Raw genomic sequence first — 20,258 nt, 5'->3', positions numbered from 1 at the left:
GACGGGGGCGTTCGTGCCGTGCGCGTCAGCCGGTCGGGGCCGGGAGCGGCGGCGCGGGAGCCGGCGCCGGGACGGCGACGTGCGAGGCGAGGACGTCCGCGGCGACGGCGTCCGCGTTCTGGACGAAGTCCGTCCAGAAGCCGGGCCTGCTGCTGCCGCCCTGCATGAACCAGCGGGTGTGCTCGGTGGGAATGCCGAGGACGTACAGGCCGCGGTCGGGCCGGCCGCTGCGGTCCACGGGATGGAAGGGCTCTCCGGTGACGGCGACGCCGCCGGTGTCGAAGCGGTCGCCGTCCGCGCCGTGGTTGACGTACGACGTCCAGATGCCCTGTTCGCACAGGCTGCGGGTGAGGGGGTGGGGGTCGAGACGCACGTCGGGGGTGGGGACGCGGGCGTCGATGACGGTGTCCACGAGGATCTCGGAGCCGCCCACGTAGGGCGAGCGGACGCCGAAGCGTCCCGAGGGGTGCGGGCGGATGCGGGTGTGGGGGCCCACGACGCGCAGCACCCCGCGGCGCAGCAGGGCGTCGACCTGCCGCAGCCGCGTGCGTGGGGGCCCGGCGGCGAGGAAGGAGCTGCGGGGGACGTACCAGCCGAGGAACTCCTCGCGGTGCGAGGCGGGCGTCAGGCCCGCGAAGTCGACGACGGAGCGGATCACGGCGCGGGAGTCGCGGATGACGTCCAGGGCTGCCTTGAGCGGATCGTCGACGTTGCCGGCGTCGGCGTGCGCCAGATCGTCGGCCAGCGCGTCGGTCAGCGCGCGGGTGAACTCCTCGGGGTCGGCGAAGTGCCGGCCGGCGAAGGGGCGGGCCTGGACGTCCAGGTCGATGCGGGGCACGTCGCCGAGCCCGTGTCCGGCGGCGAGGGCGGGTACGTCGGGGACGCCGCTCTCGGCGGCGGCGATGACCTCCGCCTGGAACGCGGCCGCCTTCCCCGGCTCGCCGCGGGCGGTCAACGTCGTCGCGTAGTAGACGAGTTCGACCTCGGCGAGCAGCCAGGGCAGGGCGTCGTCCGCGAAGGAGAGCGCGCCGTGGCGGCCGCGGGCCAGCACCCGCTCGGAGGTGAACAGCACGTGGCGGTGGCGGTGGTCGTGGTGCTTCTGGTTGCGGCCGCGGGCGGGCAGCGGCATCCCGCTGCGGGAGCCGGCCACGATGACGGGTTCGCTGCCGCCGGGCCGGTAGACGAGCCGGTCCCCGTCCTCGTCGTAGTGTCCGCCGCGCCCCTCGGTGAGCGCGGCCATCACGTCGTAGAAGGACAGGCCGAGCCCGAGGACGCCCACCGCCGAACCGGCGGGTATCCCGTCCAGGGGCATGTCCGCGGCGCTGTCGCCCGCGATGTGGCGCAGGCCGGGGCGGGCGGCGGCGTGCGCGGCGAGGAGCCGCTGCTCGCCGGTGAGTTCGGGGCGGGTGTGTCCGGTGGTCAGCACGACGCGGTCGGCGGTGAGGCCGGCGTCGCCCCGGAGGGTCAGCCGGTATGCGTCGCCGGTGCGCTCGAGCGCTTCCACGCAGTCGTGCACGGGGGTCAGCCGGACGTTTTCGGGGAGATTATTCTCGATCGCGTCGAGAAGAAACCGCATATAGCGTCCGTGGAGGGCGCGCGGCGCATAACTGTTGGGCCCCGGGTATTCCGGGTCGACGGAACTCCACCACTGCGCGAGCGAGGGGCCCGCACCGGGTCTGGCGGGGCCGCCGTCGGGCGGCCCGGAGAACGCGGAGACCTCGTCGGCGACGGTGTTCATCAGGAACCACGGCGGCTGGTCGGTGCGCCAGATGCGGCCGGTGCCGACCTGGTGGGAGTCGATGAGGTAGATCTCGACGGCCTCCCGCACGGTCCCTTCGGCGAGGCGCGCCGCCATGCGTTCGAGGACGGACATCCCGCGCGGACCACTGCCTACGATCGCCACTTTCATATGTACCCCTTCGGGAATCGGATTTCCGTCCTCTCGCATTCCGAAGGTAGGAGTTCCGACTTCCCGGTTCAACGCTGATTCATTGATTCATTGCATGAGTCTTTCTCATGCAATTCACGAGCGGAAGAAAAGAGAAGGACATGGACTGGACCGCGGCGGCGGAGCGGGTCCCCGGTGGGCGACCCGCGCTGCTCGTGCTGGACCTCATCAACGAGATCGTCCACCCGGACGGCAGGTACGCGGCCGACGGCTACGGCGCGCAGGCGCGTGAGCGGGGCGTCCTCGCCGCGGCCGCCGACGCGATCCGGCGGGCCCGCGCCGCCGACATACCCGTGATCTACGTCGTCGTCGGCTTCTCCCCCGGGTATCCGGAGTGGCCGGCCGGGTCCCGGGTGTTCGAGAAGGCGAAGGACGACGGCCGGCTCGTCCTCGGGTCCTGGGCGACGCAGGTGCACGACGCGCTCGCCCCGCGGCCCGGGGAACCCGTCGTCGTCAAGCACCGCGTCAGCCCGTTCCACGGCACGAACCTGGAGGTGCTGTTGCGTACCGCGGGCATCGACACGCTGCTGCTGGCCGGCGTCTCCACGGAGCTGGTGGTGCTCGCCGCCGCTCAGGCCGCGCACGACCGGGACTACCGTGTGCGGGTTCTCGAGGACGCGACGCTGGCGGGCGACGCCGGGATCCACGAGGCCGCGCTGAAGATCCTGTCCCGGATCTCGACGGTCACCACGGTCGCCGAGGCGTTGCCGGCCGCCCCGCCGGTCCCCGCCCCGTCGGTCCCCGCCGCCGAGCGGCAGGGCGTGCGGTCATGAGGGCGCGAGCAGCAACCCGTTTCACCGCCGTCGAGGAGTCGGCGACGTACGCGGTGTTCGACATGGTGGCGCGGATGCGCGCGCAGGGCCTGGAGGTGGTGGACCTGGGCGGCGGCGAGCCGGACTTCGACACCCCCGGCCATGTCGTGGACGAGGCGGTGGACGCCCTGCGCGACGGGTTCACGCACTACACGCCGAGCCGCGGGCTGCCCGCGCTGCTGCGGGCGGTCGCCGTGAAGCTCGCCGAGGACAACGGCGTCGTCGTGGACGCGGCCACCGACGTCGTCGTCACGCCCTCGGCGAAGCACGCCCTGTTCGCCGCGCTGGTGACGGTGCTCGACCCCGGCGACGAGCTGCTCGTGCCGACGCCGAGCTGGGTCAGCTACACGGAGATGGCGCGGCTGATCGGCGCACGGCCCGTGCAGGTCGCCCTCGACGGCGCGGACGGCTTCCGGATCACGGCGGACCTGCTGGAGCGGCACGTCTCCGCCCGGACGAAGGCGCTGCTGGTGAACTCGCCGAACAATCCCACGGGCCGGTCGCTGACCGCCGAGGAGGCGGCCCTGATCGCCCGGTTCGCGCAGGACCACGACATCCTGCTGATCTCGGACGAGATCTACGAGAAGATCCTCTACGACGGACGCCGCCACGTCAGTCTGGCCGCGCAGCCGGGTTGCGCCGAACGCACCATCACGGTGAACGGCTTCTCCAAGGGTTACGCGATGACCGGCTGGCGTCTGGGCTACGCGGCCGGGCCCACCGATCTGATGGCGCAGTTGGTGAAGGTGCAGCAGCACACGGTGGGCTGCACGGCGTCGTTCGTGCAGCGGGGCGGGCTCGCCGCGCTGCACGGCTCGCAGGAGCCGGTCGCCCGGATGACGGCGCAGTACGCGGCCCGCCGGGATCTCGTCGTGCGGGGGCTGAACTCGCTGCCGGGGGTGTCCTGTTCGCCGCCCGACGGGGCGTTCTACGCCTTCGCCGACGTCCGCGGCACCAGGTTCGCCGACTCGGCGGCGTTCGCACGGTGGCTGCTGCGGGAGGCGGCGGTGGCCGTGATGCCGGGTTCTGCGTTCGGTCCGGGCGGTGAGGGCTTCGTCCGGCTGTCGTTCGCAACCTCGCCCGAGGCGCTGCAGACGGCGCTGGACCGCATGGCGCGGGCGCTGGCCGCCCGGGGCTGACCCTCGGCGCGCGGCCCGCGGGTCACGTGGTGCGTCCGGCAGCAGCACGGCGCCGGACGCCCACGGCCAGCACGGCGCCCACCGCGAAGGCGGCCGCCGCGATGCCCGCCGACAACCGCAGCCCCGAGGTGAAGTCGCCCGCCGCGGCCGCCAGCGTGCCGAACAGGGCGACCCCCACGGCGCTGCCGACCTGCCGGGCGACGTTGAAGACGGCGGAGGCGATGCCCGCGCCGGAGGCGGGCGCCGACTCGATGACGGCGGCGGTGGCGGCGAGGGCGGTCATGGTCTGGCCCAGCCCGGTGGCGACCAGGGCGAACAGCAGGAAGGGGTACGGGGTGCCGGGCCGGGCCGTCAGCCAGCCGAGGAAGCCCACCGCGCCCAGCGCGAGGCCGGCGGCCATCGGGACGTAGGGGCCGGTGCGGGCGGCGACGCGGCTGAAGAGCGGGGCCGCGACGAGTCCCATGCACACCGACGGCAGCAGCGCGAGCCCGGTGTCCAGGACGGTGAAGCCGCGCTCCTGCTGGAAGTAGAGGGCGGTCAGGAAGAGCATGCCGTAGTAGCCGAGGCTGATCAGCAGGCCGATCGCGGCGGTCGCGGTGAACGCGCCCGAGCGGAACAGGGACGGCGGCAGCAGCGGCGCACGCCGGCCGTGTCCGGCCCGTTCGCGTGCTTCCAGGGTGCGCTCGACCAGCGCGAAGGCGGTCAGGCAGGCCACGCCGGCGCCGAACGCCGCCAGGACGAGTGGGGAGGTCCAGCCGTGTGAACCTGCCTCGTTGAGGCCGCCTGCCAGGGCGACGAGGCCGGCGATGCCGAGCACCTGGCCGGCCGGGTCCATGCGGCGGGCGGGGGTTTTACGGGCGGTGGCCGGGATGTGCCGGAGGGTCAGGGCGACGGCGAGCGCGGCGACCGGCAGGTTCAGCCAGAACACCGCGCGCCACTCGAGCCCGGAGACGAGGAGGCCGCCCACCGCCGGTCCGGCGCCGAAGGCGATCGAGGCGACGGCGCCCCACACGGCGATCGCCCGGGCCCGCATCGCGCGGTCGGGGTACGTGGCCTGGAGCAGCGCGAGCGAGGCGGGCACGAGCAGCGCCGCGCCCGCACCCTGGGCGAGCCGTCCGGCGATCAGGGTGGCGGAGGCGCCGGCGAGGCCGCAGACGAGGGAGGCGGCGGTGAACAGGCCGAGCCCGGTGAGGAACATGCGCCGGTGGCCGAGCCGGTCGGCGAGCCCTCCGCCCAGGAGCAGCAGCCCGGCGAAGACGGTGCTGTAGCCGTCGACGATCCACTGGAGCGCGGAGGCACCCGTGTCGAGGCCGGTGCGGATCTCGGGCACGGCGACGTTGACGACGGTGACGTCCAGCATCACCAGGAAGTAGCCGAGGCTGAGGGCGATCAGCGGCGGCAGGGTGAGTGCGGGCCGGCGGGCCGGAGCGGGCGACGGGGCGGCGGCCCGGGGCGGTGCGGCGGTCCGGCCGCCTTCGGGGGTGAGATCGGTGGTGGTCATGGCACGAGCATCGACGCCGGACACTTCGTCACGAAGCGAAGTGTCGTTGTCGTACGGTGGAGTCATGCCGAACAGCAGCAGCACCTCGGGGGCGTCCGCCCGCCACGCGGGCGCGCCGCGGCGCCCCGGCCGTGCATCCGGCGAGGAACCGGGTGCGCCGCTCAAGCACCAGACCGACATCGCCCGCGCCGCGGCCCTCATCGCCGATCCGTCGCGCGCCCGCATCCTGAAGTGCCTGGCCGACGGCCGCGCCCTGCCGGCGAGCGCGCTGGCCGGCGAGGCGGGGGTCGGCGCAGCCACGGCCAGCGCGCACCTCGCCAAGCTCGTCGAGGGCGAGTTCGTCACCGTCGAGGCGCGGGGCCGGTACCGCTACTACCGCCTGTTCGGGCCTGACGTGAGCGCCGCACTGGAGGCGCTCGCCCTGATAGCCCCGCCGCTGGCCATCACCTCGCTCAAACAGAGCAGCCGCACCAACGCGCTGCACCGCTCGCGGACCTGCTACGACCATCTGGCCGGGCGGCTCGGCGTCGCCCTGATGCAGTCACTGCTGGACCACGGGGTGCTCACCGGCCACGACGGCATCCACCGGCCCGCCGAGGCGGTACGGGACAGGCCGTCGTCGTACGGCCGCGACATCGTCTACGAGCTCTCCGACGAAGGACCGTCGTTCCTCGCCGAACTGGGCGTCGACACGGACCGGTTGCCGCCGCGCCGTCCGGCGATCCGCTACTGCGTCGACTGGAGCGAGCACCAGCACCATCTCGCGGGCGGGCTCGGCGCCACGCTCAAGACGCGTCTGTTCGAGCTCGGCTGGGTGCGCTGGGGCGCCGCGCCGCGGGTGGTGCACCTGACCGACGACGGCGCCGTCGGCCTGGAGCGGACCCTGGGCCTCGTGCTCACATGACCGCGTCCGCCGATGTCGTAGCCGCAGCTCCACCGAAGTGGAGGTGCGGGTACGACACGGCGGAGGCGGTGGACGGCGCCTCCTCCGACGGCCGATGTGCGACGGCGGGGCGGCGGCGATGCTCGGGACATGGAACCCATCCACGAACTGTCCGGGCCGGAACGCGAGCAACTGACCGCAGTGCTGCGCTCCGTGGCCAAGAACCCCTATGAGGGCTACGAGGACTTCTCGCGTGCCGTCGGCGACCTGATCGCGCGGGGCGAGGTGCCCGCCTTCTTCGCCGACGTCTGTGCGCGCGTCCGCGCCGACCGCTCGACGGGCGCCTCCGACGCGCACGTGCTGCGCAACTGCCCGCTCGACGAGGACCTTCCGCTGCTCGACCTGGACGACCCGGTCGCCGACAAGCACGCGCGGAAGACGACGTTCGTCGGCGAGGCGTTCCTGGAACTCTTCGCCCAACTGGTGAGGACGCCCCTGCTGTCCTACGCGACCCGTTTCGACGGGGACTTCTTCACGGACGTCGTCGCCATCAACCGGTACAGCGGGATGCAGACGGGCTTCAGCGACAGCGAGCTGGTTTACCACAACGACCGCACGGCGCATCCCGTGCGGGCGGACTTCATCTCGCTGCTCGGCATGCACTGCCCCGAGGGCGAGTTCATCTACACCGGGTTCGTCGACGGGCGGGACCTGCTCGCCCATCTGACGGACGAGGAGCAGCGGCAGCTCAGGACCGCGCAGTTCGTCACACCGTTCGACGTGTTCTCGCGGGACAACAACAAGGAGCTGACGGTCTCCGAGGTCCACCCGATCCTGGAGAACCACCACAGCTTCCGCTACCTCGACACCTGCACGACGGCCGCCCCGGACGCTCCCGAGTCCGCGAAGGACGCGCTGCTGGCGCTGAAGGACGCGTTGGTACGCGCGGACAAGACCCGTCATCGCATGCGGACCGGTGACCTGTTCGTGTTCGCCAACCAGGACGGTCTGCACAGCCGCGACAAGATGGAGATCAACGATGCGGCGCGGGCGCGGCAGCGCTGGCTGCTGAAGACGTACGCCTTCCGCGACGAGGCGGCCGCCGAGCGGCACGCGGACCGCTGGCTGGACGGGGTGCGCGGCCGCGTGGGCGACTGACGTCACCGCGCGCGAGTCCCCGTCGCACACCGTCACGACCAGGGCGGGCGGTCCTCGTCCAGCGCTCGGCGCATCAGCAGGACCGCCTCCAGGCGGTTGCGGACGCAGAGTTTGGTCAGCGCGTGCGACACATGGCTCTTGACGGTCGCCGGGGTGACGTCGAGCCGCCCGGCCGCCTCGCGTGTGGACAGGCCGTCCGCGAGCACGGTGAGCACCTCGCGTTCACGTTCGGTCAGCGAGCGCAGACGCACACCGACCGAGCGGTCGCCGCGCGGGCGCGCGGGAGGCTGCGCGGCCGCGCGACCCGCCGGCGGCACCAGGCCCACCAGCTCCGGCGACACCACCACGTATCCGGCGGCCGCCGCCCTTACGGCGGCCGCGAGCCGGCCGATCTCCGGGTCCTTGACCAGCACGCCCGCGCAGCCCGCGGCCAGCGCGTCCCCGACGGTCCGCGTCGTCCACCGCGTGTCGAGGAGCACGACGCGCACCCCGTTGTGCACCAGGCCGGGGACGAGCGAGGCCGGCCGGGGCCGGAAGGCGTCGGCGAGCACGACGACGTCGACGCCGTGCAGGGGCCGGCTGTGCAGCGGCCGGCCGCTGTCGACGGTGTCCAGCACCGTGATCCCGTCGGCGTCGTGCAAGGCCCCCGCCAGGACGTGCCGGGACACCGGATCGGCGTCGACGAGCAGGACGCCGACGTCGGAGGCTTCCGGCTCGTACAGCAGGACCCTGCCGCTCTCGGTGCTTCGCGCAGTCGTCTCCACGCGCTGTCTCCCTTCTCGCTGCGCCGCGTGCGCCAGGTTTCGTCGGATGCGCGAGGTGCGGCCGGGTGCGCCGCGATCGCCCGCATGCACGGCGGACGTCCGGACCGGGGCCGGCGTACGGCAGGCCCCGGTCCGGACGTCGATTCCGTACGTCGATTCCGTACGTCGATTCCGTACGTCGATTCCGTACGTCGATCCGGGCGTGGTTCAGGCGGCGGCGGGCTGCCGTGTCGTCAGTTCGCGGGCCAGGCGTGCCTTGACCACGGAGATGTCCTCGCAGTCACCGCCGATGCGCTCGGCGATGTGCGTCCGGTAGAGCCCCGCCAGGTCCTCCTCGCTCACGGCGATCCCCAGCTCGTCGAGGATGTGCCGCAGCACGGCCCGGCCGGAATGCCGTCCGACCAGCAGGGAGCGCTCGCGGCCGAAGCGGGCCGGCTCCACGTACTCGTACGTCGCGGGGTTGCGCAGCATGCCCTGCTGGTGGATGCCGGCCGCCGTGCCGAAGGCGTAGGTGCCGAAGATCGCCTTGTTCCGGGGTTCCTCCAGTCCGATCGCCGCACGCAGGGCGGTGTAGGCCTCGTACATCCTCACCACGTCGATGTCGGTGTGCAGACCGAGCAGCGCACCCTTGTAGGTGAGCAACGCGGCGACCTCCTCGAGCGGGGTGTTGCCCGCGCGTTCGCCGACGCCGCCGAGCGTGACCTGCACCTCGTCGGCGCCGGCCGCCAGGCCCGCGACCGCGTTGGCGAGGGAGAGCCCGAAGTCGTCGTGGCAGTGGGTGGCGACACGGACGCCGTGCGGGAGCCAGGAGCGGAATTCGGTGATCAGCGCCGCGTACTCCTGGGGGAGGTGGCACCCGGAGGTGTCGGCGACGGCGAAGCACACGGCCCCCGCCTCGACGGCGCCCAGGGTGATGGCGCGCAGCAGGTCGAGTTCGCCGCGGCTGGCGTCCTCGATGCCGACGGAGACCTCCTCGACGCCGAGGGCGTAGGCGTGGGCGACGGTGTCGGCGACCTCGTGGACGGCTTGGTCACGGCTGATGCCCCGTTTGTGGGCGAGGTGCAGGTCACTGCCGGTGGCCATGACCTGCACCTGGTGGCGTTCGACGCCGCCCGCCTCGACGGCCGTGTCCACGTCGGACCGTACGGCCCTGCAGAACGTGGTGAAGCGCGCGGAGGTCAGGTGCCGGGAAATGAGGCGAGTGGCCTGGAACTCGCTGGGCGAGGAGGCCGGAAACCCCGATTCGATGTAATCCGCGCCGAGTGCCTCTATGCGCTGTGCTATATCGAGTTTCTGACGTGGGGTCATCGCGTTTCCGGGTGCCTGCTCGCCGTCCCGGAGGGTGGTGTCGAAAATAGAGACCCGGCGTGATTCCTTTTCCACTGACATCGTGTCCTCTTCCTCACTCTTTTTCGGCCCGACGCTGCTCACGCAGCTCAACACCGTTGAGGCTAGGCGGAGTCGGCGTCGCCGATGAGTCGACGGCACTGGCCCCTGGGGGCCATGACCCGTATGCGTCGGACAGCCCCCGCGGAATTTCGGGGACGCTCGCCGATGGCCGGTTAGGGCCACGTCACTTCTGGGTCAGCTCCGCTGCCTGCCGTGGGGTGGAGGTGGAGTGCGAGAGTTTCGGCGAAGGCGCTGTGAGGCGTCCGGACTTCCCGAAGGAAAGGTCATCCCCGTGCGTGTTTCCCCGACCGATCCGACTGCCCTTGTGCACTGCGGCCTCGACGACGACCTGATCTGGGGTTGAGGAGCGGCCCGCGGGCAAGGGCTGTCCCGGAAATGATTTCGGACCTACCTGCTCACCGTGTCGCGTTCGCGTGAAAGTACCCAGCCCGGTACGCGGCCACGTACCCGGCAAGTTCGATACCGCCTGCACCGGCGCTGCCTGGCTGCCGGCTCTTTCGCAACGGGTGTGCTGGTCGTGGGAGAGGGGCGCCTCACCAGCTTGACCACCAGTCCTTCAACCTCCTGCGCAGGTGGTCTCGGTTTGGGCATGCTGGTGACGGTGGACCGGGGGTGGCGACGATGCGGCGTAGGCAGGGTGCGTGGGTTGGGTCGACCGTGACGGGAGCCGCTGCAGTCACGGCGGCGGGGCTGGGGCTGGTGACCAACTACGCCAGTGCCGCCGTGCCGGGATGGGCGGCTCGCCCGTGGGTGATCTGGCCGCTGTTCGCCGTGCTGTCGGTGGCCGGCATCGGGCTGGTGTTGTGGACCCGACGGCTGGATGTTGCGGCAGGACCGCCGGCGCGGCTGGGGCCGGTGGGCCGGTCGGTCAGGGGCCTGCATGATTCCCTGCGCCCCCCGCATGTGGAGCGCGTACGCGGACGCGAAACCGCGCTGGCCGAGCTGGCCGGCATGCTGCGGCGGCCCCGAGGACGGTTCGCGGTGTTGTGCGCGGCTGGCGGAATGGGCAAGACAACGGTAGCCGCGCAGTTCGCCTCGCAGGCCGACGCGGCCGGCTGGCGCGTGTTTTGGGTGCGCTGGCGCGATTCCGCCGAGCTGGCGCAGCAGATGGTGCAGACGGCACTGGCTTGTGGGCTGCCCGAGGCGGAGTTGGAGTCCGCGCGGGCCGGGCGGGCGAGTCTGCCCGATGTGGTGTGGCGGCAGCTGGACCGGACCCGGCGGTGGCTGCTGGTGCTGGACAACGCCGACGAACCGCAAGAGATCGGGCCGGCAGGGGAACCGCTGGCCGACTACCGTGGTTGGATCCGCCACGGCCTTCACCCCCACAGCGAAGGGGAGGGCGGGAGCAGCATCCCGCCCTCCCCTTGCCGTGCCGGGGCGCCGGCTCCGGATGCGTCCAGCCACCGCGGGAAGGCGACGTGGTCGGCGCCCGGCGCCGCGTGCAGCACGGGCGCGCAGGACAGCGAGGTCGCCGGGGGCGAGTCGAGCAGCACGGCGAGGCCTCGCTGACCGGCCTGCTCCATGACGCCCAGCGCCGCCGTGAGGCCGCCCACGGCGTCGAGGGAGAGGTTGACGCCGTCGTAGCACTCCCCGAGGCGCCCCAGGTCGGTGCTCTGCTCGTGGGTCAGGGAGGCAATGATGGGAAAGGGGCGGGGCAGGGCGGCGAGAGCCGCCGACCGGGCCTGCGGCAACGGCTGTTGGAGCATGCGCACGCGGTGGGCGTGGAGGATCGGCAGCATCACATGGAGCCGGTCGGCATCCCAGGCCCCGCGGGCGTCGACCATCAGCCAGGCGTCGGGCCGCAGTCGGCGTACGGCCGTGAGCCGGGCGAGGTCGTCGGCGAGACCGCCCCCGCCGAGCTCGAGCTTGAGGGAGGCGAAGTCCGCACTGTCCCTGAGCTCCCGCTCCAGCAGTTCGGTCGCCACCGGTGGGACCGTGCGCAGGGCGGGCACCGGTCGTGGCGGCGGCATGCCCAGCAGCTCCCACGCGCGCTGTCCGCTTCGCTTGGCCAGCAGGTCCCACAGGGCGGAGTCGAGGGCGCTGCGCAGCGGGCCCGGCGCGAGCAGCCCTGGCAGTTGGAGGGGGCTGATCATCCGTTCCAGGCCGTGCCCGGCGGAGGCGAACTGGTCGCGCAGGACGTTCCGTCCGTGCATGTCCACGGAAGGCCGCAGGGCCGCCTCGCCCTGTCCGACGCTGCCCGCGTTGCGCAGGGTCACCCGCAGTACGGCCCATCCGCTCGCGCCCGGATCCGCGCCCGCGGCGGACAGCGTGGCGGGCACGACGGCACACCGGACCTGCATCGGGGTGCCCGTGAGGGACCTGAGGAGTGCGGGGTCGAACACGAGGGCTCCTGACTCGCGGACGTTCAGCCGGGACCCCATCGTGTGAGCCGTGCGGACGGACCGCCAGAGCGCGGGCGCGGCACCCTGCGGCGTGGCCGCTAGCGGACAGGGCCCGTGTCACGGGCCCTGGTCGAGTAGTCCCGTCCGCGCGGCCCTGACTCCTGCCTGAAAGCGGCTCTCCACGCCGAGCTGAGCCATCAGGTCGGCCATCACCCGACGCAGCGTCCTCACGGATACGCCGATCTCACGAGCGATGGATTCGTCCTTGCGTCCGGTGGACATCAGCCGCAGCACGCACAACTGCTGCGAGGTGAGCCCGGATTCGTCACCGGCGCCGGTGTCGTCCAGGGGCACCGAGGAGGCCCAGCACATCTCGAAGACCTTGACCAGCAGGGCGGTGACGGCCTCGCCGCGCAGCACCATCATGGCGTTGGCCGCGTTGGTGTGGAGCGCGGGCACCAAGGCCTGCACCCGGTCGACCAGGATGAAACGGAACGGCAGGATGTCGGCGATGCGGACCTGGGCGCCGGCGGCGCGCAGCTCCTGCAGATGGTTCATCGAGTGGACGATGCGGGTCATCGGCCGCAGGTGGATGACCCGCATGAGCACGCCGCGCTCCAGGACCTGCACGTCGCGACGCAGTCCCTCGGCCAGCACCTCCGACGGCCGGACGGGCCCGGGGTGCATGCTGAGGATCTCCGAGGTCGCGATGTCGGCGGTGTCCGCGAGCACGCGTGCGATCCGGTCGGCGCCGGTGATCACTTCGTTGTCGAGCGTGCCGCTGCGGGCGACGTGCAGCGGCAGGAAGACCTCGCGCATCGCGTCGATCCGCTCGCGGGTGCGACGCATCCGGTCGGCCAGCCGGACGGTGGCCTCCTCCTCGGCGGTGAGCAGCCGCAGCAGCGCGGCCTCGGGGGCGGTGGCCCTGGCGGCCGGTTCACCGCCGGGCGACTCGACGAGCAGGCCCAGGTCGATCAGTTGGCCGCGGGCGTGCTCGATCTCGTCGACGGTGGTGTCGAGTTGCTCGCAGGCGCTGCGGACGGTCCAGTCACTGCGGGCCGAGGCGTACTGGAAGAGTCTCAGAGCCTGCGGCCCGATGCTCGGTGCGCTCATGTCCGTCTGCTGCCTTCCTGCAAGGAACGTGCTGGGGGTCGGGGATGGCGACGGCGGGTCGCCGTGTCTGCCACAGGTCAACAAAAAACCCTCCCGAAGGTATGTTTCCTTCCCCCGGCCGATCCCGGCCGGTCCTGGGCCGGCCGGGAAGGGGCGAGCCGGGAAGGGACGAGCCGGCTCACTCTCGGCAGGGCGCTCCGCTCCACCGCCGGACGGTCCACCGTGCACGGCGACGGCAGGTCGTTCTCACGGCCCGGGCCGGCGGCGAGGGCGAACAGGCGCGATGCAGGGCCCCGTCCGCTCCGAGGGCGGGGACACGGCGGGTCACCGGGCCTCCTCCACCGCACGCGCGGCGAGCAGGGCGTCGGCGTAACTCGACGCCGCCGCACCGAAGTCGAGTGTGCCGTGGGTGCGCGCCGCGGTGATGTCGCGCCAGTGGCGCTGGAGCGCGTCGCCCTCCTCCAGCGCGCGCAGCCCCGCGGCGTGGAAGAGCTCGTCGACGGCCGTGCCGCAGAGTTCCACCGCCACCGTGACGTCACGCCGGTTCTCGGCTATGAGAACGGGGGTCACGGGCGCGTGGTCGGCGCGCTGCGCGACCCGCTCGAGGAGCAGTCGCGCGGCCTGGATGTGCGCCGACGCCCTGGCCAGCACCAGGGGCTGCACGACGGATCCGCCGCCGGGGCGCACTCGCCCGCTCTGCGTGTCCCACCAGGTGCGCAACGCCCCCTCGGCGGCGCCGAGCACCGGCGCGGCGAAGACGAGCGAGGCCACCAGGGAGAACGGCACGGCGTGACAGCGGGCGGCGTGCGGCTGGACGCGCCCCAGGTCCTCCAGCGTGAAGGTGAGGTGGTCCGGGACCAGGACGTCGCCCTCCACCGTGTTGCTACCGGTGCCGCGCAGGCCCACGGGGCGCCACGTGTGCAGCACCTTCATCGTGTGGCGGCGCACGGCGAAGATCCGGTGTTCCCGCGTCTCGCCGGACGGGTCGCGGTCCTGGGTCGCCCAGGATGCGAGCAGCAGCCACTCGGCCTGGTCGACCCCGCTCGCCGTGGCCCATCTGCCGGTCAGCCGCCAGCCGCCGTCCACGCGCACGGCGCTGCCCTGCGGCGGGACGACGGACGCGGCCACCCGCACGTCGGGACCGTCGCCCCAGATCTCGCGCTGCCCGGCCTCGGGCAGGTAGCCGGCGAGCCTGCCGTGCGCCGCGTACAGCGCGGCGCACCAGGCGGTGGACGCACAGGTTTCGGCCAGCTCGGAGACCGCGTCCAGGAGCGCGGTGAACGTGCCTGCGCCGCCGTTCCAGCGCTCGGGCACGAAGTGCCGGGCGAATCCGCTGTCGGCCAGGGAGTCGGCGAGCCGGTCGGTGAGCCGGCATGTCCCGTCGAGCTGGAGGCGGTCCTCGCGGGCGACGTCCAGCGTCTTGCCCAGGTCGCTCAGCACGCGACAGCACCGGCCCCGGCGAGGAGGCCGCCGAACGGGGCGCCGGCCGCGCCGACGGTGGCCAGAGCGGTGGCGAGGGTGCGCGTGCCCTGGCGGGCCGCGAGCAGGTAGGCGCCGGTCCTTGCGGGCGCAGCGGTGATGGTGACGGGCTGTCCGAGCTCGCCGAACGCGAGGAACGACGTCCGCAGCGAGCCGTCGGCCCCGGCGCCTGCGCCACCCGGGCGGTCCTCGGCGGCACGGACGACGACGGCCTGCCGGAACCCTTCGACGATCACCATCCCCGGCACGTGGTCGCTGCCGTGGTCGAAGAGGGCGGGGTGCCCCGTGTCCTCCCTGAGCTGCCATCCGGCCGACGCGTCACCCAGGCTCGCGAGCAGCACGGCGTCGTGGCGGTCGCGGCCGACGGCGGCCGGCTGCAGCGCCCGGGCCTCTGCGGCGAGGTCGACGACGTCGAAGGGGGACGCGGCGGCGGCGCTGCGGCTGCGCACGAGGGCGTACTGCGCGGGTGGAAGGGCGTCCCAGCGCATGCTCGCGCGGCCCACCGTGCGGCCGCCGACGACGAGGTCCGCGTCGGCCGACAGACGGAAGCGGCGCGGGCTGCCCGGCACGCGCCGCAGGACGACGTCGAAGAGGACGTCGGCGCCGTCTCCGGTGTCGCGCAGCGGCGCGTCGAGGTGGAAGTCGAAGCCGTGCAGGACGAACGCGTGGTCCGCCGGGACGTCGTGGAAGCGGTGCGAGAGGCAGATCCCCGCCTGCCGCATCGTCTCGACGACGACCAGGGAGTCCCGGGTCCCGTCGGCGGCGCGGTGGTGCAGCAGATGGTCGTGCGGCCAGCGCGGACGGACCGCGAAGCGGTCCTCGCCCAGCGGACGCACGGTCGATAACAGGACCTCACGGTCCGCGCTCTTGTGGACTAGAGCACGCGGAACATGCACATCGGCACAGTGCTCAGCGGTCGTGTCGCCGGGCGCCATGTCGGTGTCATACATGATTTTCCCCCTCCGGAAGCGGCTGTACCGCACAGCCGTGACCTTGCGTGGTCGGCGGTCACCGACTGTTCGGTGAAAAATATACCTGCGGGAAGGTATATTGCAACGGGGGTTGGACGCGACCGTGAGCGGAGACATCGTGGAACTGAAGAAGCACCGGGCCACCTTCCCGGTACCCGAGCGCAGCCCGGGCAGCATCGCCCTGCACGGCCGCAGCCCGGAGTTGCAGCAGGAACGGGCCGCGCACACCCGCAGGCAGATCCTGGACGCCGCCGCGCAGCTCTTCGACGAGCGCGGGTACGGCAAGACGTCCGTCAAGGACGTCGCCGACCACGTGGGGATGACCAAGGGTGCGGTCTATTTCCACTACCCCACCAAGGAAGCGCTGACGATCGCCGTGGTCGAGGCGCACTACCAGCGCTGGCCCGTGCTCCTGGAAGCCGCCCAGGCCAAGGGCCTCGGCCCGCTGGACACCGTGGGCGAACTGCTCGACCGCACCGCCCAGGCCTTCCAGGACGACGTGGTCGTACAGGGCGGGGCGCGACTGCAGATGGAACAGCCCCTGCCGGAGGGCCTGTTGCCGCAGCCCTACGTCGGCTGGATCAGCCTGCTGACGGAGCTGCTGCAGGAGGCTGCGGAGGCAGGGGAACTGCGCGAGGGGGTCTCGCCCGCCGCCGCGGCCCACACGCTGGTCTCCGCGTTCTTCGGCACCCAGCACATCTCCGCACGGCTGACCCGTCGCGCTGATCTCGTGCAGCGCTGGTCCGACTCCCGGGACCTGATCTTCACGGCCCTGCGGGCGTAGGAGGCGCGGCCCCCGCAATTCCCGGGGCGAGGCCCCTGCTTTCCCCGGGCGAGGCCCCTGCCTTTCCCGGACAGGGCGCGAGCAGGGGCTGCATCACTCCGGCCGGCGTCCCCATGACGGCGCCGGCGCGGCACACCGCCGATGCGGCGATGTGCCCGCGAACCGGCGCCGCCAGGGCCCCAGACCCCGGGCGGACGGGGACAGGCGGGACTTCCGAAACGCGTGCCTAGACGACGCCCTGAGCCGTCATCGCCTCCGCCACCCGCAGGAAGCCCGCGATGTTGGCGCCCAGGACATAGTCGTCGGGGGTGCCTCCATAGGTCTCGGCGGTGGCCCGGCACTGGGCGTGGACGCCCCGCATGACAGCGGCCAGACGGGTCTCGGTCTGCTCGAACGTCCACACGTCGCGGGAGGCGTTCTGCTGCATCTCCAGCGCGGAGGTGGCCACACCGCCCGCGTTGGCCGCCTTGCCGGGACCGAAGAGGACGCCCGCCTCACGGAAGATCTCGATGGCCTCCGGGGTGCACGGCATGTTGGCGCCTTCGGCGACGGCCAGGACGCCGTTCTTCACCAGCGCCCCGGCTTCTTGTCCGCCCAGTTCGTTCTGCGTGGCGCACGGCAGCGCGATGTCGCAGGGCACCTCGAAGACCGAGCCCCGCTCCGAGAACCGCGCCCCCGGCTTGGCCTGCGCATAGGCCGAAAGACGTGCCCGCCGCACCTCCTTGACCGACTTCAGCAGCTCCAGGTCGATGCCGTCGGCGTCGACCAGGTACCCGGACGAATCCGAGCAGGCCACCACGGACCCGCCCAGGGCGTGCACCTTCTCGATGGCGTAGACCGCCACGTTTCCCGAGCCGGAGACGACGGCCTTCCGGCCGTCGAAGCCCTGTCCGCGCGTGGCCAGCATCTCCTGCGCGAAATACACCGCGCCGTAGCCGGTGGCCTCGGTCCGGGCCTGCGAGCCGCCCCAGGAGATCCCCTTGCCGGTCAGGACTCCCGCTTCGAAGCGGTTGGTGATCCGCTTGTACTGGCCGAAGAGGTAGCCGATCTCGCGCCCGCCCACCCCGATGTCGCCGGCGGGGACGTCGGTGTGCTCGCCCAGGTGCCGGTACAGCTCGGTCATGAACGCCTGGCAGAAGCGCATGACCTCGTGGTCGCTGCGGCCCTTGGGGTCGAAGTCCGAACCGCCCTTGCCGCCGCCGATGGCCAGTCCGGTCAGCGCGTTCTTGAAGATCTGCTCGAAGCCCAGGAACTTCACGATGCCGAGGTTCACGCTCGGGTGGAAGCGCAGACCGCCCTTGTAGGGACCGAGGGCGCTGCTGAACTCCACCCGGAAGCCGCGGTTCACCTGCACCCGCCCCGCGTCGTCCACCCACGGCACCCGGAAGATCAGCTGCCGTTCGGGCTCGCACAGCCGCTCGGCGATCACCGCGTCGACGTACTCCGGATGCGCCTCCAACGCCGGCGCCAGCGTGTGCAGCACCTCTCCCACCGCCTGGTGAAACTCGCTCTCGCCGGCGTTGCGCCGGCAGACCTGTGCGTAGACGGCCTCGATGTGAGCACTGGGGTTCATGCGCGCCTGCTCTCCTGTGTTCCGCCAGGCACTCACCTTGTCCAGCGTGCCTGGCCGCTGTCCTGACAACGAATACGGACGCCAGGAGTCGCTGTGTCAGCGAAGGAGGGCACCGATATCCGGAGACGGTGCGGCCTCGACCCGTGTCGACAAGTCGTCAGATCGCCCCAGGTGTACGTCCGGCGATCCCGTCGGCGGTCCCCTGGCGCATCAACGCGTTCGACACCGTGGCCGGTCGAGGTCACGATGTACGGCATGGCGAAGAACCGAAAGGTCCATGCCGCGTAGGCGGCCGGCACACGTCCGGGCCGGCGCGCCCCGGCGTCGGACACGAGGAAAGGCGACGGTCGTCGACGGCTTGTCCTCGCGCGCACTGTCCCAGATCCACGCCCTCGAACGCAGCCGCAACTACATGGGTGAAGGAGACGTCGGCGCGGCCCTGCGCATGTGGAAGGACTACGTCCACCGCCCCGAGCGCCGGCTGTGGCACGACTACGAGTGGGACGACACGCACGGGGACTGCTGCGGCGACCCCTTCGAGGCCCGCGCTCTCCTGGACGTCGTGACGCAGGCCCTCCCACCCCGGCAGGGCCGCGAACTCAGCCGGCACGACGCCGTCTGGAACGCGCCGTCACCGCCGTACCACCCGGGCGACGGCAGAGCGACGCGGTGAGGGCCGCACCCGGATCGCGCCGCCACGACGGCTCCTGCCCTCCAGGCCGTCCTCCACCCCCGCAGAGAGCGGCCGTCCCGGAGCCGACGCCGCCCTGAAGCGGACGGGCCAGGACGGGAACCGATCCGCCGCGGGCGGTGTACGCAGGGTGTGAGAACGCGGGAGGGGGGCCGCACCGTCGACGAGGCCGCGGTGATCGCACGCGTACGCGCCGGCACGCCGGAGGCGTACGCGGAGCTGGTGCGCGCCCACACGGGCATCGCCCTGCGGGCGGCCCGGGCACTCGGCGCCGGGGCGGACGCGGAGGACGTCGTACAGCAGGCGTTCTTCAAGGCGTACTGCGCACTGGGCCGCTTCCGGGACGGCTCCGCGTTCCGGCCGTGGCTGCTGTCGATCGTGGCCAACGAGACGAGGAACACGGTGCGGACTGCCGGGCGCCAACGGTCTCTGGCCGACCGTGAGGCGGCCTTCATCGAGGCCGAGCCGCCGAAGTGCTCCTCGGCCGACCCCGCCGTCGCCGCGCTGGCGAGCGAGCGCCGCGTCGCGCTCCTGGGCGCCCTGGAGAAGCTGAGCGAGGATCACCGACTGGTCGTCACCTACCGCTACCTGCTGGAAATGGACGAGCCCGAGACGGCGGCGGCCCTCGGCTGGCCCCGGGGCACCGTGAAGTCCCGCCTGAGCCGGGCGCTGCGCAAACTGTGCCGTCTGCTGCCGGAGTGGGAACCGGGCCGGTCCCTCGGCGAGGAGGGGGGAGGTGAGGGGGATGAGTGAGCCGGGCAGGCCGCAAGGGCCCGACGGACACGAGGAGCACGAGCGGCGCGGGGGTGGCCGGGTCACGGAGGGCGCCCGTGGTGACGTCCGACTGCCCGGGGAACTGCGGGCCCTGGGGCGGATGCTGGACCGGCCGTCGCAGAGCGACGAAGGCGAGACCATGGCCGAGCGGGTCCTGCAGCGGCTGGCCGACGAACGGGTACCGACCCCGGTGGTCGTGCCACGGGGCGCCGGTGAGCGGCTGCGGGAACTGCGCCGGCGGGCCGGGCTGCGTCTGCGCATGCTCGCGGCCGCGCTGTGCGGGCTGCTCGCCGTCCTCGTCCTGACCCCTGCGGTGCGAGCGGCGGTCGCGGACTGGTTCGACTTCGGCGGGGTCGAGGTGCGGTACGACCCGTCGGCGTCGCCGTCACCGGGAGCGAGAGTGCCGGGCTGCCCTCGTCCGGTCACCCTCGCCGAGGCCGGGCGGCGGGCAGGGTTCGCCCCGCTCGTGCCGGGCGTGCTGGGCGCCCCGGACGCGGTGTCCGTGACGCGTACGCCGAAGGACCGCTTCGTGATCACCCTCTGCTGGGACGAACGGGGCCGCACCGTCCGGCTCGACGAGTACGCGGCCCGGCCGGCGCCCGAGTACGGCAAGACCGTGGCGAGTGAGCAGGCGGTCGAGTGGGTCCGGTTGACCGGGGTGCCGGGCAGCGCCCTGTGGTTCCCGCAGCCACACCTTCTGCGCCTGCCGATGACCACGGCGGACGGCTCCCGCCTCACCCTCTCCGAGCGCACGGCGGGACCCACCTTGCTGTGGGTCCACGACGACGCGTTCACCCTGCGGCTGGAGGGCGTGACGTCGAAGGAGCGGGCGCGGGAGATCGCCGAGTCACTGCGCTGACCGGCATCGCCGGGACGGGAACCCCGGCGGATCGGTCGGTGTACCCGAAGTGGCTCG

At 72.6% G+C, this 20,258-nt stretch carries 17 protein-coding genes and 1 pseudogene; 9 read left to right on the top strand and 9 right to left on the bottom strand.

The window, feature by feature from the left end; genetic code table 11:
- Window positions 1-25: 25 nt before the first annotated feature.
- On the bottom strand, window positions 26-1,909 hold the full coding sequence (locus tag ACH4ZA_RS24130; protein WP_398431544.1) for an FAD/NAD(P)-binding protein: 1,884 nt from the start codon (window positions 1,907-1,909) through the stop codon (window positions 26-28).
- Window positions 1,910-2,049: 140 nt separating this feature from the next.
- Between ACH4ZA_RS24130 and ACH4ZA_RS24125 the strand changes: the two genes are divergently transcribed.
- Window positions 2,050-2,721 carry a cysteine hydrolase family protein gene (locus ACH4ZA_RS24125; RefSeq protein ID WP_398431543.1) on the top strand — a complete coding sequence of 224 codons (672 nt, stop codon included), beginning with the start codon at window positions 2,050-2,052 and terminating at the stop codon, window positions 2,719-2,721.
- Entirely contained in the window at window positions 2,718-3,899 is a 1,182-nt protein-coding gene (locus ACH4ZA_RS24120) for a pyridoxal phosphate-dependent aminotransferase (RefSeq protein WP_398431542.1), read from the top strand. Before ACH4ZA_RS24125 ends, ACH4ZA_RS24120 begins: the two co-directional genes overlap by 4 nt.
- A 22-nt stretch (window positions 3,900-3,921) precedes the next feature.
- Here ACH4ZA_RS24120 and ACH4ZA_RS24115 read toward each other — a convergent pair whose 3' ends face one another.
- Complete coding sequence (locus ACH4ZA_RS24115) at window positions 3,922-5,400, bottom strand: DHA2 family efflux MFS transporter permease subunit (RefSeq protein WP_398431540.1); 1,479 nt, start codon at window positions 5,398-5,400, stop codon at window positions 3,922-3,924.
- A gap of 64 nt (window positions 5,401-5,464) precedes the next feature.
- Here ACH4ZA_RS24115 and ACH4ZA_RS24110 point away from each other — a divergent pair, with 64 nt between their 5' ends.
- Complete coding sequence (locus tag ACH4ZA_RS24110; RefSeq protein ID WP_398431538.1) at window positions 5,465-6,304, top strand: ArsR/SmtB family transcription factor; 840 nt, start codon at window positions 5,465-5,467, stop codon at window positions 6,302-6,304.
- Between the two features lie 129 nt (window positions 6,305-6,433).
- Window positions 6,434-7,441: a TauD/TfdA family dioxygenase gene (locus tag ACH4ZA_RS24105; protein ID WP_398431537.1), complete on the top strand. Its 1,008-nt coding sequence runs from the start codon at window positions 6,434-6,436 to the stop codon at window positions 7,439-7,441.
- Window positions 7,442-7,473: 32 nt separating this feature from the next.
- Here ACH4ZA_RS24105 and ACH4ZA_RS24100 read toward each other — a convergent pair whose 3' ends face one another.
- On the bottom strand, window positions 7,474-8,205 hold the full coding sequence (locus ACH4ZA_RS24100; RefSeq protein WP_398431536.1) for a LuxR C-terminal-related transcriptional regulator: 732 nt from the start codon (window positions 8,203-8,205) through the stop codon (window positions 7,474-7,476).
- Window positions 8,206-8,412: 207 nt separating this feature from the next.
- Window positions 8,413-9,594, bottom strand: a complete 1,182-nt coding sequence (locus tag ACH4ZA_RS24095; protein ID WP_398431638.1) for a LeuA family protein — start codon at window positions 9,592-9,594, stop codon at window positions 8,413-8,415.
- Window positions 9,595-10,236: 642 nt separating this feature from the next.
- Here ACH4ZA_RS24095 and ACH4ZA_RS24090 point away from each other — a divergent pair.
- A pseudogene (locus ACH4ZA_RS24090) lies at window positions 10,237-10,860 on the top strand (AAA family ATPase); the annotation flags it as partial.
- 71 nt (window positions 10,861-10,931) lie between these two features.
- On the opposite strand, the gene ACH4ZA_RS24085 reads toward ACH4ZA_RS24090, so the two are convergent.
- The 4 genes from ACH4ZA_RS24085 to ACH4ZA_RS24070 form a co-directional block, all read right to left on the bottom strand.
- The gene (locus ACH4ZA_RS24085) at window positions 10,932-11,957 is read right to left on the bottom strand and encodes an enolase C-terminal domain-like protein (protein WP_398431535.1); all 1,026 of its coding nucleotides are present in this window, start codon (window positions 11,955-11,957) and stop codon (window positions 10,932-10,934) included.
- A 117-nt stretch (window positions 11,958-12,074) separates the two neighbouring features.
- Window positions 12,075-13,070, bottom strand: a complete 996-nt coding sequence (locus ACH4ZA_RS24080; protein WP_398431534.1) for a LuxR C-terminal-related transcriptional regulator — start codon at window positions 13,068-13,070, stop codon at window positions 12,075-12,077.
- A gap of 324 nt (window positions 13,071-13,394) precedes the next feature.
- Window positions 13,395-14,510, bottom strand: a complete 1,116-nt coding sequence (locus ACH4ZA_RS24075; protein ID WP_398431533.1) for an acyl-CoA dehydrogenase family protein — start codon at window positions 14,508-14,510, stop codon at window positions 13,395-13,397.
- Window positions 14,504-15,499 carry a ScbA/BarX family gamma-butyrolactone biosynthesis protein gene (locus ACH4ZA_RS24070; RefSeq protein ID WP_398431532.1) on the bottom strand — a complete coding sequence of 332 codons (996 nt, stop codon included), beginning with the start codon at window positions 15,497-15,499 and terminating at the stop codon, window positions 14,504-14,506. The genes ACH4ZA_RS24075 and ACH4ZA_RS24070 overlap by 7 nt, the downstream gene beginning before the upstream one ends.
- Window positions 15,500-15,623: 124 nt before the next feature.
- Here ACH4ZA_RS24070 and ACH4ZA_RS24065 point away from each other — a divergent pair, with 124 nt between their 5' ends.
- A complete protein-coding gene (locus tag ACH4ZA_RS24065) occupies window positions 15,624-16,304 on the top strand; it encodes a ScbR family autoregulator-binding transcription factor (RefSeq protein ID WP_398431531.1) in 681 nt (226 codons plus the stop codon).
- A gap of 226 nt (window positions 16,305-16,530) precedes the next feature.
- Here the strand turns inward: ACH4ZA_RS24065 and gdhA are convergent, their stop codons facing one another.
- Window positions 16,531-17,877, bottom strand: coding sequence for an NADP-specific glutamate dehydrogenase (gene gdhA / locus ACH4ZA_RS24060; protein ID WP_398431530.1), 1,347 nt, complete (start codon window positions 17,875-17,877; stop codon window positions 16,531-16,533).
- Between the two features lie 358 nt (window positions 17,878-18,235).
- On the opposite strand from gdhA, the gene ACH4ZA_RS24055 reads away from it, so the two are divergent.
- The 3 genes from ACH4ZA_RS24055 to ACH4ZA_RS24045 all read left to right on the top strand — a co-directional run bounded on the left by ACH4ZA_RS24055 (window position 18,236) and on the right by ACH4ZA_RS24045 (window position 20,201).
- Entirely contained in the window at window positions 18,236-18,550 is a 315-nt protein-coding gene (locus tag ACH4ZA_RS24055; protein ID WP_398431529.1) for a hypothetical protein, read from the top strand.
- Between the two features lie 150 nt (window positions 18,551-18,700).
- Window positions 18,701-19,321 carry an RNA polymerase sigma factor gene (locus tag ACH4ZA_RS24050; protein ID WP_398431528.1) on the top strand — a complete coding sequence of 207 codons (621 nt, stop codon included), beginning with the start codon at window positions 18,701-18,703 and terminating at the stop codon, window positions 19,319-19,321.
- Window positions 19,314-20,201 (top strand): hypothetical protein, encoded by an 888-nt coding sequence (locus tag ACH4ZA_RS24045; RefSeq protein ID WP_398431527.1) that lies wholly within the window; start codon window positions 19,314-19,316, stop codon window positions 20,199-20,201. The genes ACH4ZA_RS24050 and ACH4ZA_RS24045 overlap by 8 nt, the downstream gene beginning before the upstream one ends.
- The last annotated feature ends 57 nt before the right edge of the window (window positions 20,202-20,258 follow it).

Source organism: Streptomyces sp. NPDC020597 (assembly GCF_044335095.1).
Lineage (GTDB): Bacteria > Actinomycetota > Actinomycetes > Streptomycetales > Streptomycetaceae > Streptomyces.
This window is presented reverse-complemented; position numbering and strand designations above follow the sequence as displayed.